Genomic DNA, 12,660 nt, shown 5'->3' on the forward strand with positions numbered 1-12,660 from the left:
CGTAAAATGAAACAAATTGACGGCTTGGCTGAAATCGGGTATTTGGTGCAGGCCAGATGAAAGAACGAGTCCTTATTGCCAATCGGGGAGAAATCGCCATTCGGATCATGGCCGCCTGCAAACGCTTGGGGTTGGACTATGTCTGCGTCTATACCCGGGGCGACGAAGAAAGTCTTCATGTCCAGCTGGCCAAAGAGGATTCTGGAGATCGGCAGAGGATCTACAGGGTTTCAAGCTATCGAGATCCAAACGACATTCTGGCTGTGGCTGATGAGGCCCAGGCCACGGCCATCCATCCTGGTTATGGTTTCTTTGCCGAAGACTTTCGTTTTGCCCGACGGGTAGTCAAGAGATCGCGCCCTCTTGTCTTTATTGGCCCGCGCTGGGAGGTCATCAGAGATTTAGGCAATAAGTTAAACACAAAAAAAATGGCCCAAGATCTAGGCATCCCAACCATCCCCGGAACCGCTGGCCCTCTTTACAATGAACTCCAGGCCGAGGCCGCCGCCGAAGAACTTCTCTTCAATCTTAGAGAATCAGGGGTTAATAACCCCACCCTTCTGGTTAAGGCCGCTGCCGGCGGAGGAGGGATGGGGATCGAAGAAGTCAACGATATGGATCAGTTTCGCCGGATTTGGCGGCGAGTACGTAACTATGCCCGCAGACAATTCGGAGATGAGGGGGTGTTAATCGAAGTCTGTCTTAAAGATTATCATCACCTCGAGGTCCAGGTTCTGGCCAGCCGTCATGGAGAATACGTCCACTTTGGTACCCGTAATTGCACCATCCAGAGTACCGGACGCCAAAAACGCATCGAGATCGCCCCTGGATTTGACCCCAACTACACTGACTACCCATTTGATGCCCAAAAAGTCTTGGACAAGATCGTCTCGGACTCCATAAAACTAGCCAAACATGTGGGTTATGATAACATCGGCACCTGGGAATGGTTGGTTACCAAGGACGGAGCCGCCTATCTTATGGAAATAAACACCAGGATCCAGGTAGAAAATGACATCTCGGCCAAAATAGCCAGAATCAAAGGCCGAACCCCTAACCTTATTGAGGAACAGATCAGACTTGCCCTGGGAGACCGTATGGGTTACAGCCAGGAAGATATAAACTTTGAGGGAACAAGTATCGAATTCCGACTTATTGCCGAGGATACCCGCCGTGGATTTATCCCATCTTCGGGGACAATTACCCGGTTTTCCTATCCAGATTATGATTGGCTGACCATCTACAGCCATGTTCCCCGGGATCGGCCCTACCGGATCCCCACCGAATATGATCCCAATTTGGCCCTGGGTGTTGTCTGGGGGAAGGACACCGTCGAGGCCAAAAGCCGGGGGAAAACCTTCCTTGAGGAAACTGTTATCGAGGGAAAAGACAGCCATGGTCAGCCCCTTCTGACCAACCTGGCCTACCTCAAAGAGCGCCTTGAGGAGATTTTGATCTTTTCATGAAGGAGATCATCCAAAGCTTAAAAGCCCTTATCGATCGGGTAATCTACCTGGAGGACATCAAAGGGCCCAACTGGGCAGAGCTCTCCTATCTCCATCAGGAGTTTGAACTCCTTAGAGCCCAGATTCACGATCTTCCCGAAGAAGAGGTCAAGGAGAAGGCCAGCCGGTTGGAGAGCCATTTGAGCCTTCTTGAGAAAAGCGCCGCCGAAGTCCTAAGCCCTTGGGAGATCGTCAAGATTGTCCGCAATCCTCAACGTTTTACCCTCCAGGACATTTTGGAAAACGTCTATGACCATTACACCGAGCTTGGAGGCGAAGGAGAGATAAATATCGATCCTGCGGTAGTAGTGGCCCGGGCCACCATAAGCCGGATGGTTAAGGGTCGGGTTTATAATCACCAGGTAATGGTCATTGGCCACGAAAAGGGGCAAGGAGAGGAGTACCGCAACGGTGGTTGTGCCAAACCCTGGGGCAATGAGAAGGCCCTTCGCTATATGAAGGTGGCCGAGACCGAGGGCATCCCCATTCATTTCTATATCTTCACTCCGGGGTCCTATCCCATCGAAGACTATCCTGGAGCTGCCCAGCAGATCGCCCGGAATCTCTATTTTATGGCCAAACTGAGGGTCCCGACAATCTCCTTTATCTCTGAGGGGGGCTCTGGGGGTGCTGAAGCCATTGGTCTTACGGACCTAAGGCTTATGGGAAGCCGGGGTTATTATTCAGTGATTTCGCCCGAAGGAGCGGCGGCCATCGAAGCCAAGCTTAAAGAAGGGCAGAAGGCTTCTCCCGAGCTTCTGGAGTGGTGCGCCAGACAGTTAAAATTGACCGCCGAAGATAACCTTAAACTCGGCACCATAGATCGCATTGTTCCCGAACCCCCTCTGGGGGCTAGAAGAGAGGATTTTCGTTTCTTCAAACGACTCCGCTACGAGATCATTCGGGCCACAGATGAAGTGGTCTTAAAGACCAAAAGCTTCAAGGCCTTCCGGGCCTATGCCCTGGAGAGAAAAAAGGAGGAGGCCGATCCCCCAGAGGAGTTCGATGTCCATATCTCCTGGGAGCTTTCAGAAACCGAGGTAGAAAGGCTCCTTGATCTGCGTTCCAAAAAATATCGTCAGATGGCCACCTGGGCCTACAAAGAGGCCGAGTCCTCCCTTAAAAAATGCATGGAATCCATGCGGGACAAGGCCAGCCAGATCTACTACGAGATCCGCTACGGCATCCTTAAGACCCATCAAAAACAGGTCCAAAAGATCCTTGAAGACGTCTCCAGCGAGGCCACAGCCCTGCTCTCCCAAGTCACCGAGCCCATTCAGGCTGTCTATGATGTCATTGCTGGCCCGAAGAGGCCAGGCAAGATAAAAGTGACCGAGCCAGAGTTCCGGGAAGAATGGGGAGAGCTCTATGTTTCCCCCATTGCTCTTGAGGACCGAACGGTCTCCTGCCCTAATGCCGCCCGATATGGTTGCCAGGATATCTGGGTCCCTGATCTCTATGGTGAATTCTGTGGGGTTTGTCCCAACTGCGGTCATCATTTCCCCCTGGAATATGATTGGTATCTCCGAAATCTCTTTGACCCTGGTTCGATTAGGGAATTTAACGAAGATATTGCCTCTACTAATCCCTTGGGATATGAGGGCTTTGACAAAAAGCTCCAGCAGAGCATCAAGAAGACCGGACGTCGTTCGGGAATGCTTACCTTTCACGCCCAAATAAATGGTCTTTCCCTGATTGTAGCCATGTTGATTGCCGACTTCCGTCAGGGGACAGTAGGGGCGGCTGAGGGGGAGAAGTTTGTCCGGGCTATTGATAAGGCCCGGGTCATGAGACGTCCCTTTCTAGCTTATATCCACACCACCGGCGGTATCAGGATCCATGAGGGGACCATCGGCGTCATCCAGATGCCCAAGTGCACCATGGCCGTCAGGGAATATGTCGATGCTGGTGGTCTTTACATCGTTGTCTATGACAACAACTCCTATGCTGGCCCGGTGGCCAGTTTTCTGGGCTCTGCCCCATATCAGTTTGCCATCCGCAGTTCCCGAATCGGCTTTGCTGGGCCCAGGGTCATCCGGGAGACCACTGGCGACGATGTCCCCCCAGACTATCACAGCGCCACCAATGCTCTAAGGCGCGGTCATATCCAGGGCATTTGGGACCGAAGGGAGTTTCGCAAAAATCTCTATGACGCCCTCATTCGGATGGGAGGCAAAAATCTTTATTATCGTTAAGTCATGAAAGACCTGGAAATCAACCGTATCCTGGAGAGATATCGAGCCCGTCCTTATCAGATCTTCCGGGTAGAATCCCCTCATACCGGAAGAGTCGTCCGTCTCTTGGTGGAAGAGGGTCAGCAGGTCTTTGGACCCTCGGGCCGCTGGGGAGAACGCCCGGGAAGCCCCCTTTATGAACTCGAAAGAGAACGAAACCTAAAACTTCAAAGGGCTGAGGTCGAAGGAACCATTGTTGAGCTTCGCCAAGAGCTTGAGGGTCGATTTGTTGAGGCCAATGAGTATATTCTTTCCATTAAACACCCTCTTTCTCGCGACGAAATCATCGACCTGGTCCTAAAAGAGGTTCTCTTTGTCATCACCGCACCTGAGAGGGCCAGATACTATTTTACCTCTGAGATTGCCCAGGCCCTGGAGAAGGGCCGAGTCAGTGTTTCCCCTGGGGATGAAATCCTCATTATGTCTTTTATGAAGAGGGAAACCCCCATAATCTACCAAGGAGAACCAGGAGTTATCTTCAAGACCTATTTCCGCGTCAACCAGATAGTCGAGCAGGGCGAACCTCTTTTGGGAATCGCCCCGGAAGATCAGCTTCCCTACATTGAAAAGATCATCAGTCGTATTCGATCCGAGTGGGATTAAGGATCTGATAGCCAAGGCCCAGGAAGAGGAACTCCAAGGCCGACTGCTTACCTACGGGCCGGCAGCCAAGCGGATTATGGCCCGAGGGGAGGAAATCGGCCGAGAGGTTATCTTTTTCCCTGAGGCCACAAGGACTATGGACATTGCCCGCAAGGCCATCATCAAGGAGACCCATTCCGGAAGGAGTCTTCCTTCCGGAATGGTCTTCTGGGCCGGATCCCTGACCAAGGCCAAAGGACGCTTCCGGCGGGCCTGGGTGGCCGGACCTGGGGGGCTTTGGATGGCCCTTGTCATCTACCCGGATGTGGCCCCGGAACTCTTCGGCCTGGTGAGTATAGCCTGTGGAGTGGCCACGGCCGAATTGGCCCAGGACTATCGGGTCATGGCCCGCATTCGCTGGGTGAATGATTGTCTGGTGGGAGATAAAAAACTAGCTGGCTGTCTTATTGAAGAGTGTTCGATAGAGGAAACCACTTATCTGATTCTGGGGCTGGGGATCAATGTCAACAACGAACTTCCTGCTTGGTTGGCTCAGGAAGCCACAAGCTTTAAGGATCTTCTGGAAAGAGATCTTGATCTTTCCGAGATCTTGGCTCGCCTCCTGGCCAAACTCTCCTGGAACATCGGACTGGTCAGGGAATACCAGGCCAAGGTCTTGCAAGAAGATGCCCCTCCAAACCTTATGCTTGAGTCTTTTCGCCGGCTGACAGGAAGCCTCGGACGCCGGGTCCTTTATGGAGAAAACGTCCTTGAGGCCCCTCTTTTTGAGGGCCGAGCCCTTGATGTCAATGAATTCGGGGCCCTCATCCTTGAACTTGATGACGGCACCAGGCTCACCCTTCCCTCGGGAGAAATAAGATATCTCGATTAGACTCGACCAAGCAGAGGAAAGGCCCCCTTTAGCCCCTCAATTACCATCTGGACGGCAATGACAGCCAGAATAAGCCCCATCAGCCTGGTCATCACCCCAATCCAGGAACTTCCGATTCTGTCCACCACCCGTTCTGCATAGAGAAAACAAAAATAGGTCAGCAGACAGACCACGGAGAAGGCTCCGATTATCAAGGCGATCTTAAAAGGATCTGTATGATTACCCACATAGGACATGGCTGTGGTAATAGTCCCCGGGCCGGCAAGGATTGGAGTCCCCAAAGGAGTAATGGCTACCTCCTGGCCGTCTTCATAAAGGCCTTCCTCTTCGGCTGGATGGTGCTGACGTGATCGTTTTCCCCGCAGAAGATGGTAAGCAATAAGAAAGACCAGAATCCCCCCGGCTATCCTGAAGGCGGCCAAGGTTATGCCAAAAAGACGAAAGATAACATTTCCAGCCAAGGCGAAAATCAAAACAATAAAAAAAGCAACGGTGACGGCCTTCCGGGCCACCTGTTTCTGAAGATCCCTTTCAAACCCTTCTACCAAACCGAGATATATGGGAGTGTTGCCCAAGGGGTTCATAATAGCCAGAAAGGCCATCAACACTTGAAGGCAAAAGCCGATCATAACCCTCCTCTTCAAAGAGGCTTTTTAACTTTGTCCAGGACGACCGAGGTGTCAACTATTTTTCCCTTAACTGGCTTAGGAGCTCTCTTTGTTTTTAACTACCGGAACTCTTCTTCCAGAAGATCCTTTAAGACAGCCAACATAGTCGTCAGTGGATAAGGCTTTTGAAGAAAACGAAGCTTGCCCTTCCCTTCAAGACGAGGGATCTCCTGCTCGGTGTAACCGGTGGTGACCACCACTTTGAGCCGTGGCTTCTGGGACCGAAGGGTCTCTGCCAATTCAAGGCCTGTCCCATCAGGTAGGACCACGTCCGTAAAGAGGATGTTTATCTGGGAGGAAAAACGCCTGAAGATATCCAAGGCCTCCCGAGCATAGGCGGCCGGGAAGACGTTAAAGCCTCTGTCTCTCAGAAAATCTGCGGCCATCTCCCTGACCATTTCCTCATCTTCTACCAGAAGAATACCCTCTCCTTTGGCCCTGAAATCAGCAAAGGCCTTCTCCTCGGTGGCCTTTTTAACGGCCGGGGCTCTGGTGGCCGGAAGATAGATCTCAAAGCTTGAACCGTCTCCCGGCCGGCTACTTACATCTACCCAGCCTCCATGCTGTTTGACGATTCCATAGACCACTGAAAGCCCAAGGCCGGTGCCTTTGCCTTCCTCCTTGGTGGTAAAGAAGGGTTCGAAGATGTGTTCCAGGACCTCTCTGTCCATGCCTACTCCGGTGTCCTTGACGGTAAGGCGAATATAGTTTCCCCGGCACGAGCCAGGAGGAAGAGGAAGAACGTCTGTGGAAGACAGATTCTCCGTCTTAATGAGGAGGAGCCCTCCTTGGGGCATGGCATCCCGAGCGTTTACTACTAGATTCATGATCACCTGTTCCAGAGAGGCTGTATCCCCCTTAATTGGCCAGAGGTCCTCCTCAAGCTCAAGCTCAACCTTGATGTTTTCTCCAATTAGACGCCGGAACATCTCGGAAAGATCTCTGATTATCTGGTTGAGATTCACAGGTTTGAATTCCAGGGCCTGTTTTTTGGTAAAGAGAAGGAGTTGTTTAATAAGGCTTGAGGCCCGGAGACAGGCTTCCCTCATCTGTTGGAGGTTGCGGTAGATGGGAGAGGAAGGATCGGTCTTCATCATGGCCAACTCGTTATAGCCCTGGATGGCCATGAGAAGATTATTGAAGTCATGGGCAATCCCCCCGGCAAGGGTCCCGATGGCTTCCATCTTCTGGGCCTGAAGGAGCTGGGCCTGGAGCTTTTTACGCTCTTCTTCCATTTCCTTTTCTTTGGTCACGTCTCGGAAAATGCCGCGAATATATTCCGGGCCTTCAGGCCCCATTTTGACGTTGAGGTTACCTAAAAGTTCCAGGCAACGGCCAGACTTGGCAATAATGGGCAGAGAAAGGCCCTCTACAGCCTCTCCCCGAAGTAGCCTTTTAAGGACGTTTTTAAAAAGAGTGCGGGCCTGAGGATGAACCAGATCCAAAATGGAAAGTTCCCTAAGCTCGGCCTGACTAAACCCCATGGCCTCCCGGCCAGCCCGATTGACGTAAATAAAACGTCCTTCGGGGCTAAGGCTGATGATAAGATCGGTAGCCCGTTCAAGGAGATCGCTGTACCTCTCCTCGGCCTCTTTCAGGGCCTGTTCGGTCTTTTTCTGGGTGGTAATGTCAGTGGCAATGTGGATAATCTTGCTGATCCGGCCTTCTTCAAAAAGAGGGGTACAGGAGATAATGTAGAATTTGTCCCCGACCTTCATCTCTGCCGTCACTGTCTGGAGGCTTTGGGAAGAAAGAAGTCTTTCTACTGGACATCCTGGTCTGGGGGCTTCAGCCTTGTAAAAGACTTCATAACAATGGCGGCCGACAATCTTCTCCCTGCCACCAGCCTTATCTATAGCTGCCTTGTTGGCCACCAAGATATTGAAGTCCGGATCAATAATTATGGCCGGCTGGCCGATGGCCTGAAAAATGGCCTCCCATTCTCTCCGGGCCCGAATCAGCTCCTCTTCGGTCTGCCGACGACGCCTGATCTCTTCGGCTCGAGCCAGGGCTGCCTGGACCGCCGCTGGAAGACGGACAAAGTGACGGGAGGCCTTGAGAATATAGTCGTCCAGGCCGGCCTTCATGGCCGAGACGGCGATTTCCTCACTGCCGGTAGCCGTAAACATAATTACCGGGCAAAGGGGGTATCTCTCTTTTACAGCCTTGAGGATCTTGAGACCATCGGTCCAACGAAGCTGATAATCGGTGATAACCAGATCAAAGCCCCCCTGATCAAGGACAGCCTTAAAGTCCTCCTCTCGGAGAGGCTCCAGAAAAGAAAGTTCCCCGAAGGCCTTACTAAGGGCCCTTTTGACCAACAGACGATCATCTGGATTGTCGTCAAGAAGGAGAACCTTTAGGGGGTGAGGTTTTGTTCGGGTCATCTTTTTTCAGGGGCCAGGGTGGGTTTCTGGTTGTAGATCAACCAGTAAAGCCCTAGGATCTTGACCATATCTATCAGGGCCTCAAAGGCCACAGGCTTTACCAGATAAGAATTAGCTCCTAGATCATAAGCTCGGTCAATATCTGGAGTATCTTTAGAAGAAGTAAGAACCACTACCGGAAGGCGTCGAAGATGAGGCTGCTGACGCAACCAGGCCAAGACCTCAAATCCAGATTTACGGGGCATCTTGAGGTCCAGAAGAAGGAGCATGGGCAAAGGATAACGTCTCCGGTCATCATAGGGAGGGGTCCCGGCCAGATAGGCTATGGCTTCCTCCCCGTCCCTAACCAGCTGAATGGGGTTGGCGATCCGGGCCTTATCAAAGGCCCGGCGAATAAGGATGACATCATTGGGATCGTCTTCCACCAGGAGGATAAGCGAAGGGGAGATTTCCATCATTGGTCTCCTTTCCTAAATGTCACCCAAAACTGGCTTCCCTGACCAATCCGGGAGACAACACCAACCTGACCGCCAAGCCTTTCAGCTCCCTTTTTGACGATGGCCAGCCCGATGCCCGTCCCCGGATAGGTCTCCACACCATGGAGACGCTCAAAGATACGAAAGATCTGCTCCTGATACTCTGGGGCAATGCCAATACCGTTGTCTTCAACCCATAACTTGAGGAATATCCCCAAGTCTTCGGTCCAGAGTTTAATCTGAGGAACAGTCCCAGGAGCCACAAACTTAAGGGCATTAGAGAGGAGATTAATCATGATTTGGACAATAACCGAGGGTTGCCCTAGGATCTTTCCCAGAGGGCGCTGGACATCCACCCGGGCCTTCTTTTCCTCTATCTCGGGGGTCAACTGCTCTAGAACCTGATCCAGAATCTCATCAAGATCAACCCTTCTCAGACGTATCTCCTGCCGTAAGAGACGACTGTAATTGAGGAGATCCTGGATGAGGTTATCCATGGTCTCGGCCGCTCCGACAATCCTTCGGGCATAATCTTGGCCAGTAGCATCAAGAAGGGAGCCATAGTCTTCAAGCAGGGCCTGGGCAAAGCCCTCCATGGCCCTAAGAGGAGCTCTCAGATCATGAGAGACCGAGTAAACAAAAGCCTCAAGCTCCTGATTGGCCTCCCGGAGCTTAGAAGCGGTCTCCTCAAGATTTTTGGTTCTCTCGGCCACCAGGTGTTCCAGCTCTTGGGCATGGCGGCGGACCCTTTCGTTAAGCTCAGCCTGATGGATGGCAATAGCCAAGATATCTGCCACTTCCTGGACAATCTCGAGCCTTCCAGGGCTAAAAAAATGGGCCTCCTTTGAGCCAAGGCCCAAATAGCCGATCAGATTATTGGCCACCCGGAGACCAATACCCACCCAGGAGCAGATGCCTTGTGAAAGAAGCCATTTCTGAAACTGATTCTTTTCCTTTAGCCCCGAGAGGTCGTTAATGGCCAGAATATCGTCCTTGAAGCCCAAAGTAAAAAAGGACAAGGGATTGTCCTCTGGAGAGAGCTGCTTTGATGGATAGAGGGCCAGAAGCTTAGCTCCCCCCTTCCGGGGCAAATAAACAATGCTACCCAGAGAGGCCGAGAGCAGCCCGCAGACCTTAGTCAGAACTATGGTGGCAATTTCCTCCAAGGAACGGGCCTCAAGGATCATCTTCTCCATGGTATGGAGCACTTCAAGCCTTCGGGTATAGGCCAAAAGGCTCTCTTTGGCCCGCTGTCTCTCAATGGCTTCGGCCAGGATGTTGGCTACCGCCTGGAAAAAATTTATGTCATCAGGACTAAAGGATCTCTTCAGCCGACAGTGGGCCCCTAGAACCCCATAGGGTCTGTCAACTGGGCCAATGATAACGCTCAGGCCGCTTCTGACTTCATGGTCAATGAGGAGCTTGGGAGGGATGAAACGGTCCTCTTGTTCAAAATCCTCAACCACTACAGGCCTCTGAGATAAAAGGGTAAAGCCGGCCTGAGAACCTCGGTGGGCGGGGACCCGGGCCTGTCCTACTAGGCCTTCCTTCCAGCCCACCCCAGAGCGAAGAATAAACTCCTTGCCCGAAGGAAGAAGCTCAAGGACCTTGGCATACTTAACTTCCATTGTCTCCACTAGGAGTCTCACAGCCTCGTTAAAGAGACGATCAAGGTCCTGGACCTTAAGGGCCAATCTTCCCAGCTCAGCCACCGCCTTTTGTTGGCGAGCCTGAGTCTCCAAGATCTTTCGGGCCCTCTTTTGTTCTTCTTTGGCCCTTAAGGAGACGATTCCGTGGGCCAGATTCTTGGCCAAAGACTCAAGAAGCTCGGTCTCTTCGAGGTCAAAGGCAAAAGGATCAGAGGCATAAATATTGAGAGCCCCAAAGACCCTTCCGTTACCCACCAAGGGCAAGGCCACCGAGGAGGCATATCCTCGCCTCTGGGCCTCCTTGCGCCAGGGAGCATAGAGAGGATTGTTAAGAATATCTTGGTTTACGACGGGACGGCCGGTACGGATGGCCTGCCCCGTTGGCCCCTGACCAAAGGGATTGTCTCCCCAGGAGAGGCGAATCCTTTCTAGATATCCGTCCTCATCGCCGGCCTTGGCCATGGGCTGAATGGTCTTTTCTTCATCATCGCGGGCATACCCTATCCAGGCCAGTCTGTACCCTCCTTCTTTAATAAGGAGCTGGCAAATCTCCCTGAGGAGCTGACTCTCGTCTTTGGCCCGAATGACCGTCTGGTTGCAGAGATTGAGGACTTTGAGGGCCCGGTTGGTACGCCGAAGCTGATCCTGAATTCTGATCTTGTCACTTACATCAACCAGAGCCCCGAGGATGGCCGGCTCCGGGCCATAGTCTATACGCCGGCTGAAAATATCGGCATAGATAACCTGGCCATCTTTTTTTATCCCCCGAAGGAGATAATGAACGGCCTCGATCTTGCCCTCAAAGCGGTCCCGGATCATCTTCTCTGCCAGGAGACGGTCCTCGGGATGGATAAGATCAAGCGGCCTTAGATCCTTGAGAATCTCTTTTGAAGAATATCCGGTAATGAACTCCATGGCCCGATTAACATAAAGGTAACGCTCTTTATTAAAGATATAGATCCCCACCAGAGGTTGGTCGGTGAGAGAACGAAACATGCTGGCCTGCCAGGCAAGATCCTTTATACTCCTGGCCAGAGCCAGGATTCCCCTCAGACGCTCAAGGATCGCTTCTTTTCCCTGATCAAGAGGGATGATTTCCATAGAACCCCTGAGTGTCCCTGTAGGAGGCCCCTTCTTTGAAAAAAGTACCCAAAGAGGCAACAGCCTCCTGGGGGCTAAACCTTTTAAGTCCTCCATGGTCAGGGCTCGAGGATCATCAAGAAGGACGAGGTCAAGCCCCTGGGGAAGATGGCCAGGGTCAAGAAAAAGAAGCTCTATGTCCTTACCGGTAAGCTCCAGAAGCAAGAATTCCATCTGGGCCGGTCTGTTAAAAAGGACTCCTACCTTTAAGGCCACCATATCTAGAATCCTTTGGGGTTTGGGTTTTTAAGCAGAAGACGACCAGGCGATAATTCTCTAAGGTGAGGTTAAAGCGATCTACTATGGGCGTCAATAAATTTATGATTTTTGCTATTTTTAAAACATTTTTATTCCTTAGCCCGAAGCCGGCCGAAAGCTTATCCCTTCTTCCCTAAGGAAGAAAGTCCCCCCACCGAGTCTGGTAATAATAGAAAGATCGGCATCAGCAATACCTATATGAACACCAGGAAATATCCGCCTTTCTATCCTTAAGGTGTTATTCCTTAATTTTTTAAAGGTTTTAGCAAGAAGTTTCTCTTCTAAAGAAGTCCTTCTTAGTTCATTATTAATATCTCCAAGAAACTGCTTGATTTTATTGACCAAATTTATCTTGTCTAGAGACAACTTTCCCTCTTTAAGAAGTTTGGTTCCTTTCTCAAGGACTTTAGAGAGATCTCGTCTCTGTTGTTGTAAGGTGAGTTTACGTTGTCTAATATCTGCCAGTTTATCAAAAATATGAGGATCATAACCGACACGAAAATCAGCCCTAACATGGGCCTCGTTTCCCAAAATATAGACTTCTGCGGAACCACCGACAAGACATTTTCCGCCTAAAATAACTCCTAATCCTTCAAGAAGACGGAAATTTTTCCCAACTAAACAGAAAGGCTGCAGAAGATAATCGAGAACAACCAAGTTGCCAGAAACTTGTATGTGACCATATTCAAGGGCATTTATGGTGGCATTTCCTTTACATTCTATAAGAATTTCACCTTGGATAATTCCTCCAACATAGAGATCACCACTTACAAAAATTTTGACATTATCCTCAACGGAACCTTTAATCTCCAAATCTCCTTCGACATGTAGAGAAAAACCCCTTTTAATATTACCGTTAATTATTAACT

The 12,660-nt window shown here is 51.1% G+C and carries 9 protein-coding genes; 4 read left to right on the forward strand and 5 right to left on the reverse strand.

From position 1 onward, the window contains the following. Nucleotides 1-56: 56 nt before the first annotated feature. Genes ACXJJX_RS04320 through ACXJJX_RS04335 form a run of 4 tightly spaced genes read left to right on the forward strand, consistent with a single transcriptional unit; the run spans nt 57 to nt 5,213 of the window. The gene (locus ACXJJX_RS04320) at nt 57-1,466 is read left to right on the forward strand and encodes an ATP-binding protein (RefSeq protein ID WP_456432536.1); all 1,410 of its coding nucleotides are present in this window, start codon (nt 57-59) and stop codon (nt 1,464-1,466) included. Next, nucleotides 1,463-3,700, forward strand: coding sequence for an acetyl-CoA carboxylase carboxyl transferase subunit alpha/beta (locus ACXJJX_RS04325; RefSeq protein ID WP_456432538.1), 2,238 nt, complete (start codon nt 1,463-1,465; stop codon nt 3,698-3,700). Before ACXJJX_RS04320 ends, ACXJJX_RS04325 begins: the two co-directional genes overlap by 4 nt. A gap of 3 nt (nt 3,701-3,703) precedes the next feature. Continuing rightward, nucleotides 3,704-4,342 (forward strand): biotin/lipoyl attachment domain-containing protein, encoded by a 639-nt coding sequence (locus ACXJJX_RS04330; protein WP_456432540.1) that lies wholly within the window; start codon nt 3,704-3,706, stop codon nt 4,340-4,342. Continuing rightward, entirely contained in the window at nt 4,302-5,213 is a 912-nt protein-coding gene (locus ACXJJX_RS04335) for a biotin--[acetyl-CoA-carboxylase] ligase (RefSeq protein WP_456432542.1), read from the forward strand. The genes ACXJJX_RS04330 and ACXJJX_RS04335 overlap by 41 nt, the downstream gene beginning before the upstream one ends. Here ACXJJX_RS04335 and ACXJJX_RS04340 read toward each other — a convergent pair. From ACXJJX_RS04340 to ACXJJX_RS04360, 5 genes are all read right to left on the reverse strand, one after another. Further along, entirely contained in the window at nt 5,210-5,842 is a 633-nt protein-coding gene (locus ACXJJX_RS04340; RefSeq protein WP_456432544.1) for a MarC family protein, read from the reverse strand. The genes ACXJJX_RS04335 and ACXJJX_RS04340 overlap by 4 nt on opposite strands. A 98-nt stretch (nt 5,843-5,940) precedes the next feature. Continuing rightward, a complete protein-coding gene (locus tag ACXJJX_RS04345) occupies nt 5,941-8,268 on the reverse strand; it encodes a response regulator (RefSeq protein WP_456432546.1) in 2,328 nt (775 codons plus the stop codon). Beyond that, entirely contained in the window at nt 8,265-8,726 is a 462-nt protein-coding gene (locus ACXJJX_RS04350; protein ID WP_456432548.1) for a response regulator, read from the reverse strand. Before ACXJJX_RS04350 ends, ACXJJX_RS04345 begins: the two co-directional genes overlap by 4 nt. After that, nucleotides 8,723-11,752, reverse strand: a complete 3,030-nt coding sequence (locus ACXJJX_RS04355; protein ID WP_456432550.1) for a GAF domain-containing protein — start codon at nt 11,750-11,752, stop codon at nt 8,723-8,725. The genes ACXJJX_RS04350 and ACXJJX_RS04355 overlap by 4 nt, the downstream gene beginning before the upstream one ends. Nucleotides 11,753-11,887: 135 nt before the next feature. After that, a partial coding sequence (locus ACXJJX_RS04360) for a FapA family protein (RefSeq protein WP_456432552.1) occupies nt 11,888-12,660 on the reverse strand: 773 nt, incomplete at its 5' end.

The organism is Thermosulfuriphilus sp. (genome assembly GCF_054026695.1).

Bases quoted from the DNA above. Each gene is read 5' to 3' on its own strand.
- ACXJJX_RS04355 (WP_456432550.1), bottom strand. From the start codon at position 11,752: ATGGTGGCCTTAAAGGTAGGAGTCCTTTTTAACAGACCGGCCCAGATG.
- ACXJJX_RS04325 (WP_456432538.1), top strand. From the start codon at position 1,463: ATGAAGGAGATCATCCAAAGCTTAAAAGCCCTTATCGATCGGGTAATC.
- ACXJJX_RS04330 (WP_456432540.1), top strand. From the start codon at position 3,704: ATGAAAGACCTGGAAATCAACCGTATCCTGGAGAGATATCGAGCCCGT.
- ACXJJX_RS04350 (WP_456432548.1), bottom strand. From the start codon at position 8,726: ATGATGGAAATCTCCCCTTCGCTTATCCTCCTGGTGGAAGACGATCCC.
- ACXJJX_RS04345 (WP_456432546.1), bottom strand. From the start codon at position 8,268: ATGACCCGAACAAAACCTCACCCCCTAAAGGTTCTCCTTCTTGACGAC.
- ACXJJX_RS04320 (WP_456432536.1), top strand. From the start codon at position 57: ATGAAAGAACGAGTCCTTATTGCCAATCGGGGAGAAATCGCCATTCGG.
- ACXJJX_RS04340 (WP_456432544.1), bottom strand. From the start codon at position 5,842: ATGATCGGCTTTTGCCTTCAAGTGTTGATGGCCTTTCTGGCTATTATG.